General features: G+C 40.3%; 17 protein-coding genes. 2 read left to right on the plus strand and 15 right to left on the minus strand.

Annotated features, from left to right (window positions below):
• Positions 1–145: 145 nt before the first annotated feature.
• The gene (locus ASC42_RS08480) at positions 146–1,177 is read right to left on the minus strand and encodes a TRAP transporter substrate-binding protein (protein WP_055441395.1); all 1,032 of its coding nucleotides are present in this window, start codon (positions 1,175–1,177) and stop codon (positions 146–148) included.
• A 98-nt stretch (positions 1,178–1,275) separates the two neighbouring features.
• Between ASC42_RS08480 and ASC42_RS08485 the strand changes: the two genes are divergently transcribed.
• Positions 1,276–2,853 carry an ATP-binding protein gene (locus tag ASC42_RS08485; protein ID WP_055441396.1) on the plus strand — a complete coding sequence of 526 codons (1,578 nt, stop codon included), beginning with the start codon at positions 1,276–1,278 and terminating at the stop codon, positions 2,851–2,853.
• An 11-nt stretch (positions 2,854–2,864) separates the two neighbouring features.
• Positions 2,865–3,533 (plus strand): response regulator, encoded by a 669-nt coding sequence (locus ASC42_RS08490; protein ID WP_055441397.1) that lies wholly within the window; start codon positions 2,865–2,867, stop codon positions 3,531–3,533.
• A gap of 78 nt (positions 3,534–3,611) precedes the next feature.
• Here ASC42_RS08490 and ASC42_RS08495 read toward each other — a convergent pair whose 3' ends face one another.
• From ASC42_RS08495 to ASC42_RS08560, 14 genes are all read right to left on the minus strand, one after another.
• Entirely contained in the window at positions 3,612–3,980 is a 369-nt protein-coding gene (locus ASC42_RS08495; RefSeq protein ID WP_055441398.1) for a VOC family protein, read from the minus strand.
• Between the two features lie 311 nt (positions 3,981–4,291).
• Positions 4,292–5,494 carry an NAD(P)/FAD-dependent oxidoreductase gene (locus ASC42_RS08500; protein WP_055441399.1) on the minus strand — a complete coding sequence of 401 codons (1,203 nt, stop codon included), beginning with the start codon at positions 5,492–5,494 and terminating at the stop codon, positions 4,292–4,294.
• Positions 5,495–5,734: 240 nt separating this feature from the next.
• A complete protein-coding gene (nagE, locus tag ASC42_RS08505) occupies positions 5,735–7,102 on the minus strand; it encodes an N-acetylglucosamine-specific PTS transporter subunit IIBC (protein ID WP_055441400.1) in 1,368 nt (455 codons plus the stop codon).
• Positions 7,103–7,157: 55 nt separating this feature from the next.
• A complete protein-coding gene (locus ASC42_RS08510; RefSeq protein WP_032099607.1) occupies positions 7,158–7,880 on the minus strand; it encodes a GntR family transcriptional regulator in 723 nt (240 codons plus the stop codon).
• Complete coding sequence (nagB, locus tag ASC42_RS08515; RefSeq protein WP_055441401.1) at positions 7,877–8,632, minus strand: glucosamine-6-phosphate deaminase; 756 nt, start codon at positions 8,630–8,632, stop codon at positions 7,877–7,879. The genes ASC42_RS08510 and nagB overlap by 4 nt, the downstream gene beginning before the upstream one ends.
• A complete protein-coding gene (gene nagA / locus ASC42_RS08520) occupies positions 8,629–9,804 on the minus strand; it encodes an N-acetylglucosamine-6-phosphate deacetylase (protein WP_055441402.1) in 1,176 nt (391 codons plus the stop codon). The genes nagB and nagA overlap by 4 nt, the downstream gene beginning before the upstream one ends.
• 76 nt (positions 9,805–9,880) lie before the next feature.
• Entirely contained in the window at positions 9,881–10,609 is a 729-nt protein-coding gene (locus ASC42_RS08525) for an SIS domain-containing protein (RefSeq protein ID WP_032099610.1), read from the minus strand.
• Positions 10,610–10,911: 302 nt separating this feature from the next.
• On the minus strand, positions 10,912–11,682 hold the full coding sequence (locus ASC42_RS08530; RefSeq protein WP_055441403.1) for a YhfC family intramembrane metalloprotease: 771 nt from the start codon (positions 11,680–11,682) through the stop codon (positions 10,912–10,914).
• On the minus strand, positions 11,679–12,305 hold the full coding sequence (locus ASC42_RS08535; protein ID WP_055441404.1) for an SdpI family protein: 627 nt from the start codon (positions 12,303–12,305) through the stop codon (positions 11,679–11,681). The genes ASC42_RS08530 and ASC42_RS08535 overlap by 4 nt, the downstream gene beginning before the upstream one ends.
• The gene (locus ASC42_RS08540) at positions 12,302–12,580 is read right to left on the minus strand and encodes an autorepressor SdpR family transcription factor (protein ID WP_055441405.1); all 279 of its coding nucleotides are present in this window, start codon (positions 12,578–12,580) and stop codon (positions 12,302–12,304) included. Before ASC42_RS08540 ends, ASC42_RS08535 begins: the two co-directional genes overlap by 4 nt.
• A gap of 158 nt (positions 12,581–12,738) precedes the next feature.
• A complete protein-coding gene (locus tag ASC42_RS08545) occupies positions 12,739–13,056 on the minus strand; it encodes a YbjQ family protein (protein ID WP_004890869.1) in 318 nt (105 codons plus the stop codon).
• Between the two features lie 23 nt (positions 13,057–13,079).
• Positions 13,080–13,391 (minus strand): DMT family transporter, encoded by a 312-nt coding sequence (locus tag ASC42_RS08550; RefSeq protein WP_055441406.1) that lies wholly within the window; start codon positions 13,389–13,391, stop codon positions 13,080–13,082.
• 8 nt (positions 13,392–13,399) lie between these two features.
• Positions 13,400–14,116, minus strand: coding sequence for a glycerophosphodiester phosphodiesterase (locus ASC42_RS08555; RefSeq protein ID WP_032099614.1), 717 nt, complete (start codon positions 14,114–14,116; stop codon positions 13,400–13,402).
• 54 nt (positions 14,117–14,170) lie between these two features.
• Positions 14,171–15,490, minus strand: coding sequence for an ABC transporter substrate-binding protein (locus ASC42_RS08560; RefSeq protein ID WP_055441407.1), 1,320 nt, complete (start codon positions 15,488–15,490; stop codon positions 14,171–14,173).
• Between the last annotated feature and the right edge of the window lie 3 nt (positions 15,491–15,493).

A 15,493-nucleotide genomic window follows, 5' to 3' on the forward strand; every position in this document is an offset into this window, starting at 1 on the left:
TTCTCTCTCCCCTTCGTTTTTTTGGTAACGCTTTCAAATAAATCCCCTTTGCTGATTTTATCGTAACGAATATTTTTAAAAATTTGAATATTATGTTGCTATTGGTCGTTTTGTTCATTTTGGTCGTCAAAAAAAGCTGAGCATTTTACTCAGCTTTGATTTGATGCAAAAGTTCGCTTCCGAATTCCCGTTCAAACTCGTCATATAAAGGAGAAAACTTTTGTTTCCACACTTCCTGTTCCTTCTTCGTTAGTTCGTAAATATACATCTTTGGATTTTGTTTCATTTTCTCTAATTCTGCTTCATTTTGTTTTCTTGATTGGTTTAAGTTCCAAGCGGTCGTTTCTTGCATCGCTTCCGCGATGTTTTGCTGTATATCTTTCGGAAGCTTCTCCCAGAAATGCTGATTGACGATTACCGCATAGCCGAGATAACCGTGATTACTAATCGTCAAATACGGCTGAAACTGATAAAAGTTTTTTGAATAAATGTTGGAAATTGTATTTTCTTGGCCATCAAACGCATGTTTTTCTAGCGATTCATATACATGATTAAACGGAACAACAATCGGCTTTGCCCCTAAAAGTCGAAATTGCTTTTCGATTATTTCACTTGGCATGACGCGAAATTTTAATCCTGAAAAATCGCTCGGTTCGATAAGCAGGCGACGGTTGCTCGTCATTTGCTTAAAACCGTTCCCCCACAAGGCCAACCCTTTCATCTCTTTTTTCTCTAACATCGCTAATAAACGTTTCCCTACTTCCCCCGTGAACGCTCGTTCCACATCATCATAGCTCTCAAAAATAAACGGCAAATCGAGCACTTGCCATTCTGGAAGCAATTGCGTTACTTTTGAAACCGATGGTGCAATCATTTGGACGTCGCCACGCAACAGTGCATCGATTTCTTCTTCATCTGAATAAAGAGAACCGTTCGGGAATACTTCGACTTTGACGCGACCGTTTGTTTTCTCTTTGACAAGCTCTGCAAATTTTTGCGCTGCCAATCCTTTCGGCGTATTTTCCGCTACGACATGGCTGAAGTAAATAACAATTTGTTTCTGTAATCCTTTTTGTTCATCATCGTGCACAACATGTTCCATCGTCTGTTTTTTCCACATAAATACTAATATGATAAACATAAGCAATATCCCACTAACGAAATACCATTTTTTCATATCCCAACACCACTTAACAATTGTTTTAATAAAATTCTAACATACAACAAAAGAAATGTTAAAATAGTGAAAGAATGATAGATCAAGAGGGAGAAACGATGAAGCGCTTATCGATTCGCTGGAAAATTACTGCTCTTATTTTCTTTATCGTCAGCTTTTCATTATTGCTTAGCGGAACGATTGTCGTCGGAAACTTTGTGCATACAAAAGAAGAAGAGTTAAAACAACGAGCGTTGTTAACAGCTCGCACCGTTTCTGAACTACCCGAAATAAAACAAAACATTAAAGGGATAGTGAAAGAACGGCGCATGATTAATCCTATTGTAGAGCGGTTGCGCGTCATTCACGGGGCCGCGTATATTTCCGTTTTGGATATGAAAAAAGTCCGCCTTTCTCATCCGGTCAACGAAATGATTGGGAAGCGCTCCTACGGGGAAGATGAAGGCCCAGCTTTTGCTGAACATACGTATACAACAAAAGCACGCGGCGAAATCGGAACGGTGATTCGCGCCTTTGTTCCTGTGATGGATAACGACCATCACCAAATTGGCGTTGTGATTGCTGCATACGTGCTTCCTAGCTTTATGCAAGTGCTTCTATCGTTAAAAACCGAGATCTTCGTCACAGCGAGCCTTTCGTTATTGTTTGGCGGATTCGGCGCATGGCATTTAGCTTCCCATATTAAACAACAAATGTTTCAACTTGAACCTCATGAAATTGCAAAGTTATTAGTGGAACGGACGGAAACATTCAACGCGATGCACGAAGGAGTGATCGCGATTGATACAGATGAACGCATTACTATTTTTAATGATAAGGCAAAAGCGATGCTAGGTGTAACGGAAGATGTCATCGGAAAACCGATTCGTTCCGTGCTTCCTGATACTCATTTGCCGGAAATCTTACAAATCAATCGCCCAATTTATAACAAAGAACTGCAAATTCGCAATTTAACGATTTTAAGCAATCGTATCCCGATTAAAGTGAACGGGAAAACAGTAGGAGCAGTTGCAATTTTCCAAGACCAGACAGAGGTGAAAAAACTAGCAGAAGAACTGACCGGGGTCAAAGCGTTCGTTAGCGCACTTCGCGTGCAGACGCACGAATATATGAATAAACTTCATACAATCGCTGGACTTATTCAGCTCGGACATAAAGAAAAGGCGCTAGAATATGTGTTTCAAGTGACAGCCGAGCAAGAAGAATTAATTCGCTTTTTAAGCAAAAACATTAAAAATGAGAGCATTTCTGGTCTTCTCTTAAGTAAAATTAGCCGCGGAAAAGAATTGGGGATTACAGTAACGATTGATCGTCATAGCCAATTACACCGATTTCCAAAGTCTTTAGATCATCATGATTTCGTCGTCATCCTCGGCAATCTCATTGAAAATGCCTTCGATTCATTTGAGACGGTTAACGATCGTCCGAAAGAAGTATATATTAGCATTGAACAAACAGATGACATTTTATCGCTGTCTGTAGAAGATAACGGCTGCGGCATAGAAGAATCGATACAAGCCCGTATGTTTGAGGAAGGGTTTTCGACGAAAAAAACAACAGGACGTGGCATTGGCTTATATTTAATTAAACAAATCGTTGAAAAAGGAAAAGGGCATATTCACGTTGAGTCGGAAAAAGGAAAAGGAACGATTTTTACAATTACATTCGAGATGTGAGGGGATGGGAAATGTACAAAGTGATATTAATCGAAGACGATCCAATGGTACAAGAAGTAAATCGGCAATTTATCGAACAAGTTCCGCCATTTCGTGTCGTCGGCATCGCCGGCAATGGCGTCGACGGAACGGAAATGGTTCGCAACCTTCAGCCCGACTTGGTAATTATTGATATTTACATACCTCTAAAAGACGGGATTGAAACGATCCAAACAATTCGGAGCGAAAAACTTGAAGTAGATGTCATCGCCATTACCGCTGCAAATGATATAGAAACCGTTCGACGGATGTTGCAAAACGGTGTGTTTGACTATATTATGAAACCGTTTAAGTTTGAACGGCTTAAACAAGCGCTTGAGCATTATCACACTTTCCGTCAAACGTTAAAAACAAAAGAAAAGGTTACACAAAAAGAGTTAGATTCGCTTTTCCAACTGGAAACGGACGTGCGTACAGAACTTCCGAAAGGGCTAAATGACATCACATTAAAAAAAATTGTCGACTTTCTGCAGCAACAAACCGTTCCGGTGTCGGCAGAAGAAGTAGCTGAAGGAGTCGGCATTGCTCGCGTGACGGCTCGAAGGTATTTAGAGTATTTAGAAAAAGAGCGAAAAGTTCAACTAGACGTTCAATACGGCGGAATTGGCCGGCCAGTAAACCGCTATATCAAGCGCCCATAATTCGATGTAGTTTCTCCGATCCCTTCTCCATCGCTCATAAGTCAAAGGGGCTGACCCAAAACGCTAATGCGCTTTGGGTCAGCCCCATCCTTTTAACACAAACTCATTTCCGTCTTCATCTTTAAACTGAACGAACGTTCCCCACTGCATTTGTTGCGGTTCTCTTAAAAACTCAACGCCTTTTGCTTTCATCGCTTCGTATGCAGCAAAAACATCGTCACATTCAAATACGATCGATGGTTTTTTTTCACCTGCATCTTTCATCATCGCTTTCGGATAAAGGACAAGCGCTGTTTGCGCCCCTTTTGGAGCGACTTCAAGCCAAAATGCGTTCGGTCCCATCGGATGTTCTGCTACAACATCAAACCCTACTTTCTCGGTCCAAAACTGTTTTGCCTTTTGTTGGTCTTCAACATAAACCGCTACTGTAGCTATTCGACGAATCATTCTTCATCTTCCTCTCTTCATTATAGTGAAACCAGAACACACATTCTTATTTTATCATAACAAAAACACTATAGCACTTATATTTTTCGAAAAGCCCACACGCGTTTCCGTATTCATCAACATCTATCTGAAGCGTTACTGGTTGTTTTGGCAGCCCTGCCATTGTCATAACATCGCCGATTAAGAAAGTTTGTTGTACCAACGATGAGTTGCGTGTTTGCTAGATGGCCCCAAAATCCAAGCGACGACAATCGCTGACTTGGTTGCTTCTTTTGATTGTTTAAAAACCCCTAATCTTTGGAGACTAGGGGTTATGGCAGGTAGCTTAGTCCGTTTTTTGTTTTCCACATAAAATATTTTTCAAAAAGTCGCTTGCCAATATCATACAATGGATTAGGTAATAACAGCGCAAATTTTCTCGGTTTTAATAATGAGTTCGTTACAATAAATACTTCTTTTTTACCGGCATCCATAATGCAAAGTCCTGGAATTTTTCCCATTGGTTTTTCTTTTAACACCTTTTCACCACGAATTAAACGGACAATATTTTCAGCTGCCGTTTTTGCCGATTCATCGGCAGGATATCCTGTTTTCGGCATACCTAAGGGTACTTTTGTATTAAAGGAAACTGGATAGTCTGCCGCAATACCTACCGCAAAAATATTTGGGTAAACTTTATGTTGATACGTGTCATGAACCGGAATAAATCCACGATGATTTCCTAACCCAGGAGAATTACGCACTACTTTTGCCCCATAAAAAGCAGGCATAATCATGGAAAACTTATAAGGTAAATGTCTTCCATCATCTAAAATGACTTCATTTTCTGTCACTTTTTTAATCGCAGCATTTGTAATATAGCGAATATTAAACATTTTCATAAATCCTTTAAGCATCGCCTCTCCACCAGCAATCCCTTCAATGCCAAAATGCCCTAAAAACGGCTCTGGTGTAACCCATGTAATATCAACTCGATCGCGAATCCCCGCTGCCCGACATTGTTGCTCGAAGTTAAACAAAAATTCATATGCTGCTCCAGAACATCCCGCTGCAGGAGCTGCACCAATGACTACAGGGCCTGGATCTTTAACAAATTCTCTCCATTTTCCTCTCGTTTCCATTGCTCCTTTTGGATTACAAATACACGAAACGTTGCTATTTTCCCCCAATCCTTCTACTTCATCGAATGCTAAATCAGGACCAGTGGCCATAACAAGATAGTCATATGAATAAATTCCCTTTGTTGTTTCAACTTTTTGTTGTTCTGGATCTACTTTTAATGCTTCTGCATGAATAAAATTTATATTTGCTTTAGATAAGATTGGTTCGACAGGTAACGTAATATCTTTTATTTCCCTCTCCGAAAACGGTACCCAAATAAGAGAAGGAATAAAAACAAAAACAGGCGATTTTGAAATGACGGTTACTTGATGATCATTTCCTAACTTCCTCTTCAATTCAAGCGCTGCAGTTAATCCGGCAAAATTTCCTCCAACAACAATAATATTTGCCATTTGCAACCACCTTCCTTTTTTGAAATACTTTCTACATCTTTATTGTACTATTTAACAACATATACAGGTATATGTATAAAAAGAGTTCAAATAATCTTCGTAAATTTCCCTTAATTTATTCACAGAAAAGTAACAATGATGTAACATCTCGTATTCTTGTTCTATTTTGAAAACGATCACTAATACGCCAACATAATAAAACATCTCCCTCGGAAATAAATGAGGGAGATGTTTTTAAATTCAATGATTTTTTCTCATTTCATTTGCTAAAAATTCCACATCTGTTCCAACGACTACTTGCAAATCCGATTGGTTGAGGCGAACGACGCCTTTTGCTCCTAAGCGTTTTAATTCCGCTTCATTTACTTTTGACATATCATTTATTCTTAATCGCAGACGTGTGACGCAGTTATCAAGATGCGCAATATTCGCTTTGCCACCTAACGCTTCCATATATTTTACTGCGAGTTCTTCGTACTTCGTACCAGACGGAATTCCGCTTTCCGCAAATTCTCCTTCTACTTCATCTTCCCGGCCTGGTGTCTTTAAATCTAGCTTTCTAATAAGAAAATAAAACACAACAAAATAAATGACTCCGTAAACAATCCCTTGCCCGAGTAATAGTAGCGGCTTTTGGGCAATTCCGTAGTTTAAGAAATAATCGATGGCACCAGCGGAAAATCCAAATCCGTGATGAACGCCTAATAGCGTAGCAATCGATAGCGATAAACCAGTGAGTGCAGCATGAACGAAATAAAGTAATGGCGATAAAAACATGAATAAAAACTCAATCGGTTCTGTAATCCCTGTTAAAAACGATGTGAACGCAACCCCAATAAGTGCGCCAGCAACCGCTTTGCGCCGTTCTTTTTTCGCTGCTGCAATCATCGCAAATGCAGCAGCCGGAAGGCCAAACATCATCACGGGGAAAAATCCTGCCATAAAAATTCCCGCATCAGGGTCTCCTGCAAAGAAGCGGTGTAAATCCCCCGTTTTTCCATGAAACTCTCCAAAGACAAACCATACCAAACTATTAAGAACATGATGCAATCCAACTGGAATTAATAACCGGTTCAAGAAGCCGAAAATGCCGACTCCAATCGCTCCTGCCCCGACAATCCATTCCCCTACCGAATTAATGCCGTGTTGAATAGGTGGCCATATATACCCAAACACTAACGCAAGCACAAGCATTGCAAACGACGTAACAATCGGTACAAACCGTTTACCACCAAAAAATCCGAGCCAATCTGGAAGTTTTTTGTCATGGTAGCGATTGTACAACATCCCTGCGATAGCACCAGAAACAATTCCTCCTAACACAGCCATATTCACTTCTTCGTTAATTGCCGCTGTTCCTTTCGTTAATACGAAATACCCAACTGCTCCTGCTAATGCTGCGGCACCGTTACCGTCTTTCGCTATTCCTACCGCCACACCGATAGCAAATAACAACGCTAAATTAGAGAAAACGGCATCTCCTGCTGCAGCGATAAACGGAATGTTTAATAAATCTGGCTGACCTAAACGAAGCAATAACGCTGCGGCAGGCAACACAGCAATCGGAAGCATTAATGCTTTTCCGATTCGTTGTAAAAACCCTAACATGGAAATTCCCCCTTTGTAATATATAGAAAAGCAAATGATTTGCTCTTCTTCCGCACTAACGTTCCATCTCAATCATAAATTTATAGCGGTCCGCTCGATAGACAGACTTAACGATTTCAAGCGGCTGGCCTGTCTGCAAATAGCTGTTGCGTTGAATGAGTAACACGGGAGCACCTTCTTTCATTTGCAGCAACTCTGCCTCCAATTTTCGCGCGACAGATGCTTCTAATGTTTGCGTCGCTGAGCGAATTGTTAGCCCTAATTTTTTTTCAATAAATTCATAAATAGAACCGCTTACATTTTGCTCCGTAAGTCCAGGAACGAGTGCATAAGGAACATACGCCGTTTCTAACGCCATTGGCAATCCGTCCGCAAGACGAATGCGGCGAATTTCATAAATCTCCTCTCCTTCACCGATTCCAAGCTGTTTGGCAAAAGATAGGGAGGCTGGAATAGTATGAAAAGCTAATAATTTCGTTCCCGGCACCATTCCTCGCGCGCGCATATCTTCGGAAAAACTTGTTAACCCTTTTAATGGTTGCTCGATTTTCTTCGTTGCGACAAACGTTCCTTTTCCTCTTTTTCTTACTAAATAACCGTCATTCACTAAGTTGTTGATCGCCTGGCGAACAGTCATCCGGCTAATTTCATACGTTTCTGCCCATTCTCTTTCGGACGGAATCATTTCGCCTGGTTGGAGCTGTCCTTTTTCAATCATTTCTTTAATTCCTTGTTCGAGTTGATAGTAAATAGGTAGCGGTGAATGTTTATTAATCATGGACGATACACCTTTCTTTTCTCTTGGCTTACAAGCGATAATGCTTCGTCATCAGCAATCATAATGACGTTCGGATGCGTCTTTAGGATGGAAGCTGGAACATCTGTCGTGACTTCTCCTTCGAGCAAGCGAGAAATTGCCCATGCTTTCCTTTCACCTGACGCTAATAAAAGAATTTGTTTGCTTTTCATAATCGTCGCAATCCCCATCGTAATCGCGTGCGTTGGTACTTCGTCCGCTGAAGAGAAGAAACGGGCATTTGCTTTTCTTGTCGACTCTGAAAGGCGAACGACATGCGTCGTTGAAGCAAACAACGTACCAGGTTCGTTAAACCCGATATGGCCATTTTGCCCAATTCCTAACAGCTGTAAATCAATCCCCCCACATTGCTCAATCAGTTGTTCATAGCGAGCGCATTCCTCTTCTAAGAGGGGAGCACACCCATTCGGGATATGCGTTTGTGATAAGGGGATATCGAGAAAACGAAACAACTGCTCATGCATGTAATGGCGATAACTATTTGGGTGAGTGGCGTCTAAGCCAATATATTCGTCTAAATTAAACGTTCGAACCTCTCGGTAAGACGTGTTGTTTTGTTGATATTCTTTTACAAGCGCGGCGTACGTCCCGAGCATCGTTTCTCCTGTCGCCAATCCTAATACACTATCTCGCTTTTTTCTTACTTGGTCACTAATAAGCTCCGCTGCCTTTTGGCTCATGTCTGCATAGTCGTTTACTTGTATAATCCTCATCTGTCCTCCCTCCTGTCATACGCCAATTTCCCGCGGCAAATCGTCATGACGACTTCATGTTTTTCATTCAGCACGACAAGATCCGCATCTTTCCCTACACGAATGCTTCCTTTTCGGTCAAATATCCCGAGTTGTTTTGCTGGGGTTGTGCTTGCCATATATATCGCATCTTCTAGCGTACAGTCGGTGAAGTCGATGACATTTTGCACCGCTTGTTTCAATGTCAGCACACTCCCCGCTAACGTCCCGTCCGATAACATCGCTTTTCCATCGCGAACGATGACCCGCTGTCCGCCTAGTTCATATTCCCCTTCTCCAAGGCATTTCGCACGCATCGCGTCCGTAATAATTATTAGCCCCTCTTTTCCTTTGTTTCGGTAAGCAAACCGAACCATTTCTGGAGCAACATGCACCCCATCAGCAATCAGTTCGCAAACAATCTCCTCGTGCATCAACGCTGCTAAAGCAACCCCTGGCTTTCGATGATGAATGCCACTCATCCCGTTAAACAAATGGGTCGCATGCGTCACTCCTGCACGAATCGCTTCCATCACTTGTTCATATCCTGCATTTGAATGACCAATCGACGCGATAACGCCATGTTCTTTTAAATACGAAACAAGTGCGAGCCCATAATTTTCCTCTGGCGCGAGCGTAACAAGCCGAATCGCCCCGTTTGCTTTTTGTTGCCAACGCTGAAATAACGAAATATTTGGCTCAATAATATTGCTCGGATGCTGTGCTCCTGCCCGTTTTGGAGAAAGGAATGGTCCTTCCAAGTGAATGCCTAAAAATTCTGATTGCCCCGGTACATTATACGTCTGCATGTAATTTGCAACGTTTTCTATCGCCTGCTCAATTCGTTCGGCAGGCGCCGTCATCGTTGTCGCTAGAAAGCTAGTTGTTCCTTCCTCTGGCAAACGTGAAGCAATCGTTTGCAGTGCCTCCACTGTTGCATCCATAACATCTGCACCGAAAGCACCATGAATGTGGAGATCAATAAATCCAGGGACAAGGTAGTAGCGCGAATTTAATTCAATCGTCTGAGCATCCGGAAAAGATGCATTTGGACCGACGTATGCAATTTTCTCGTTTTCTATCAATATACATCCATTCTCTAGCCACCCTTCTTCTGTGTATACTGTGGCGTGGTTGAAAAGCAATCGATTCACTTTTTACACCATCCTTCTTTATTATATATAATATAATATTATATCATCTAGTTGTCTATACCACTTAATTTATTTTTTAAAAATGAATACGTCCTTGATATTTTCCCATCCATTTTTCGTTATGCTCCTTCCCGCCTGGAAGATGGTTGCTAAGAAAAACAGGCGGAACGTTGCCTTCGTTAGCTAATCGGATCGTTGCTTCCGCAAAAATTGCATGTAACATGCTTGCCCCAATGACCGTAGACGTTGGAGCAAACGAAACCGGAACAGCCGGATGAGATAAAATCGCATCCCCTTCTACTGAATGATTATCTAAGACGAGATCGACACATTCTGCTAATCGTTTTCCACTGGAATGCCGCGCTGGAAGAGATGTTGAGTATGCTAACGATGTTAACCCAATGACGTACGCCCCTTTTCCTTTCGCCAATAACGCAACATCAATCGGCACTGGGTTGCACCCAGAAGTGGAAATAACAAAAACAACGTCGTTTGTTCCAAACGCTTCTTCCGATAAAAACATTTGTACGTATCCTTCTTGTTTTTCTAACTGCGAAGAACGCACCGCCCCTTCGTGAAGCATTAATGGTTCGATAAGTATCGGTTTTACCGGCACAAGCCCACCTGCCCGATAAAAAACTTCTTCCGCTAGCAAATGTGAATGTCCACAGCCGAAAATGTGAACAAGTCCGTTTTGTTTAATGCATTCTGCAACTTTTTCTGCCGCAAGCAAAATCTTTTCTTTTTCCTTTTGTTCTACTACGGTAAGCAATTGATGAATACGCTCAAAATATTTAAACAACATTACACCCTCTCCTTTTCTTGATTTAATGTAAAATCAAACATACACAAGAGCTTCCTCGCTCTTGTGTATGTTGTAGCTAATGAAAAATCTTTGTTACATCAAGCTGAAACGCAGGGACAACAGATGATTTTTTCGTAATTACTTCTTTTTTGAAGCAGCTTCTATGGCAAACTGTGCCCCCATTAACTCAACGGCGCATAAAATGAAAATAAAAAAGATCCCCATTGTTTTCCCTCCCTTATGCTTTTGACGCAAGCATAAGGTATGAAACGCGTTTCGATGCAACATGTTTTTGCAATTTTTTAATGAAACTTTTCATTCATGCGTCGAATAAAAACAAACGAAGCAATGGCAATCAAAGCAAGGATACTTTCTACAACCCAAATATTTGAAATAACTTTCACTTGATATAACGCAGGGACAACATCAATCAACGCATGGGTCAACATTGCATACACTACATAACGAAATTGACCGTTCCTAACTCCGTATAAAACAAGAAGGGAGAGGGCTACGTGAATGGCGATCGCAAATATTCGCTCGATACCACCTAATACATACATCCAATCTGGCTGATTCAACATCGATTGAATCATGTCGACTTGTGTAGCCGGAAGAGAGGAAGCAACTTGCTCAAACTGACCTGTTTGCATGAGATGAGAAATGACCATCATATTGACAGCGCTAAAAGCACCGATGAGCACAGCTTCTATTCCTCCATGCCCTAGACCAAATGATAATCCGTCTCCGTATGTCCGATGGTTTTTTAACATGAAACGAAATCCGATATATCTACCAATTTCCTCAAATACTCCAGCTGCTAACGCCCCGTAAGCAACAAACGCCCAAACATTATTGGTTCCTTTTAACGATGTACCGCTTGGATCAATCACAAGAAAGTGAAGGGTTTTCTCAAGCACTTGCGAAAATAAAATAAAAATAAGCAAGCCGACACCGAACGCCTTCCAAGAAAGCCAGCCTTTTTTTCGTCCATATATGATCAGTGCTAAAGGAACAAATAAAGAAATAAGTAATTGAATAGACATCCCAAACAAATTGATCTCTCCCTTCATTTACGCGAAAATATATACGACTGGACAAACAGATAAATCGTGCCACTAAGAACAATGATTAAGAGAAAAATAAAGCGCCATATACTTTCTGCAAATACCGTCAGCATAATCAACACACCCATGATGACAAACACTTTTCCTCCGACACGATGCGTTTTTTGCCAAACTACTTCATTGTCTAACGTCCAAGGGGTACGGATGCCGAAAAAATAATTCGGTTTAATTTTCGGCATATAATTGCCAAGGACAATAAACAATAATCCAACTCCAAGCGGCACAACAACGTCAACTTGTACAGAAATTCCTATATTGTATGCAAGCGTCACCACATGTAGACTCACGAAAAAGATGACAAGCACATGTAAAAAAATACGATATACTTTTTCAAATTTCTCGTAATTTTCTTTTCGTGGATCGATCTTTGGCAAATAAATAAGCAAAAAAGTCATGCCAGTTAAAAGAAGCGGAAGTAAAAGCGCCCCCCACCATTTATTCATAAAATTATCCGGTTCCCCTGCAGCGTTCCAATGAATTGCCACTTCATTTGGTAAATATGGGATAGCAATAAAACTCAATACGTAGCTGCACAAAACGAGAATGATAATCATCCAATATTTTTTCATGATTTTTCACCTTCTTTTTGCAATATATCGTAAAACCAACTCATTAAATCTTGAAAAACAGTGGTGTTCAATGAGTAATAAATATGCTGACCAACGCGACGATCTTCGACTAAGTCGGCTTGTTTTAATATTTTTAAATGATGGGAAACGCTCGGCTTTTGCATATCAAAATGCTCAGCAATTTCCCCTGCAGTTAAGTCTCCTTTTTTTAATAAAGAAAGAATTTTCCTCCGGTTCGGGTCAGCAATCGCCTTAAACGCCTCGTTAAACGACATCTTTTTCACCAACTTCCTTTTAGATATTTAGACAATCTTCTAAATACTAATCAAAAAAATTAGATATTTAGATAAACTTCTAATTACATTATATCCCTTTTTACACATAAGTCAATATCAAAAAAGAAGAAGCCCCACGAGCTTCTTCTCTAATTCCCTTACTCTTTCACCTTTACGGCTGTACCTGTCGCAATGCACATCATCATTCCATCGCGCAACGTTTCAAAGTCCAGATCGACACCAATGACTGCATTCGCGCCCATATTGCGTGCTTTTTTTACCATTTCTTCTACTGCCATATCCCGTCCTTCAGCTAGCTTGCTTTCGTATGTTCCACTTCGTCCGCCAATAATATCAGTAATGCTCGCTAAAAAATCGCGGACAACGTTGGCACCTAAAATGACCTCCCCAGACACTAAGCCGAGATATTGTTCAATTTGCTTTCCTTCAATGCTATTTGTTGTTGTGACGATCATATAAACCCACCGCTTTCTTTAATTTAATTTATTTTTAATAAAACGACGCCTATAATAACAAATGCAATTCCTACGATCTTTTTGACACTTATCATTTCATGAAACAAAAACAAACCGATGAACGTAATGCATACGATACCTAGTCCTGACCAAATGGCGTATGCAATGGAAACATCAATTCCTTTTAAAGCCATAGCAAGTGATGTAAAACTGATTAAGTAACAAACAAACATGAAAATTGTCGCCCATATGTTCGTAAGTCCATTCGACCATTTCATCGAAGTTGTTCCGATGACTTCGAAGATAATTGCTACAGATAAATATAACCAATGCATATTTTTATTCATCCCCTAAGCATACGATTAGGAAAATCAGTCATGAGCGCTTTTACATCTCGTTGAATCAACTCAGTAAGCAAAAGCGGATCATTCATAGTGTATACGCAAATGTCCATCTTTTTACTGATTTTCTCTCCTTCCCGAGAAATTAAAAAGTTCCAATCACCATGAATTTCTCTTGCATGACATACACGAGCCATATCCAATGTACCACATTGAGAACCTTCTACTAGCATCGCTTTATCAACATTTGGATCAAGCTGATACAATCGATATAAGCTCCGAATAGAAAAGGAAGAGCAAACAATACGATGCGACCACGAACGATATGAATACAACAAAGTGAGCAATTTTTCCTCCATGCCATCATAGTGAATTATACCATTTTTTAACTCAATATTCAAAATGATTGATCTTTTTTGATCAGATAGCCAATCCAAAACTTCTGCTAACGCTGGAATTCGTTCTCCTGCAAAACGAGGATGAAACCAGCTTCCGGCATCTAATTGGCGAAGCTGACGAAATGAAAAGTCTTTTACATACCCTATCCCATCTGTTGTTCGTTCTATACACTCATCGTGAATAACAACTAGTTCCCCATCTTTGGTCATTTGGACATCTAATTCTATACCATCTACCCCTAGCTCATACGCTCGTTGAAAAGCAATCATTGTATTTTCGGGATATTCTCCGCTAAATCCTCGATGAGCATAAATATACATGATTGTTCTACTCCTCTCATAATGAAAGGATGCCCTAGTGGACACCCTGCTTATTTATCGTTTTTTCTCCATTTCTAATTCGTGATTGACCTCATTAGCTGCTTGCTCAAGCGCTTGTTTTGGATCAACACCTTGATATAAACTTTCCATAGCGCTAACAATACGCTGACGCGCTTGTGGAAAAACAGAAATTAGTGCTCCTTGAGTCGCTGGTGTGGCCTTCGTTTCTTTCAGTTGGTTTACTGCTACTTTAAGTTGTGGGTACTTTTCCCATTGTTCTTTCACAAGTGGCAAATCATAAGCAGCCGGATTGACTGCAAAATACCCTGTATAAACATGCCATTTTGCTTGTACTTCCGGAGTCGTCACGTATTTCATAAATTTCCATGCTGCTTTTTTCTTTGCATCATCCACATCTTTCATTAACCATAATGATGCTCCGCCAATAATGACACCTTGTCTTTCGACACCATCTGGAACTGGCAAATAAGATACTCCTACTTCAAACGGTGCATGATCAACAATCGTCCTTACTCCTGCTGAAGAATCTAAATACATGGCCATTTTTCCAGATTGGAAAGCTGCACGCATATCATCCCAGTTTTGACCAACATTATAAAATGTTCCTTCCTTATACATATCATAAATGAGTTGGAATACACGTAATCCTTCTTCTCCATTAAACTTGACTGCTGTTGCTTCTCCTTTTCGCCCATTGTCTTCATTTACATAAAAACCACCTTGTACAGCTAACATTTGTTCAAAAAACCAACCATAATTTAATATTGAGAAACCATATTTCCCATCTTTCGTTAACGCTTTCGCTGCTGATTTTAATTCACTATATGTCATTGGAGGTTTTTCTGGATCTAAACCAGCTTCCTTAAAAGCATCTTTATTGTAAATAAGTACAGGTGTCGATGAATTAAACGGCATGGAGTAAATTTTTCCATTTACCGTATAGTAATTTACAATATTTTTTTCCCATTGTGATACGTCATACCCTTCTTGATCAATTAACGTTTGAACAGGTTCAATTTTCCCGCTTTCAATCATATATTTTGTCCCAATTTCAAATGTTTGCATAATAGTCGGTGAATCTTTTGTTCCAGCTACGGCATTAAACTTTGTCAACGCCTCTTCATACGTTCCTTGAAATACGGGTTTAACCTCAATTTCTGTTTGTGAAGCATTGAAATCACTCACAATTTCATTTAACGCTTTTTCTAAATCTCCACTCATCGCATGCCAAAAAATCACTTCCGTTCTTGGCGATGATTCCTCCTCTTTTACTTGTGATGTTACCTCTTCATTGCTATCGCTACATCCTGCTAGAGTTGACGCTAACACACACGCATATATCCATTTTTTCACAAT

It is taken from the genome of Anoxybacillus suryakundensis, from assembly GCF_001418025.1.
In the GTDB taxonomy this organism is placed as follows: domain Bacteria; phylum Bacillota; class Bacilli; order Bacillales; family Anoxybacillaceae; genus Anoxybacillus; species Anoxybacillus tengchongensis.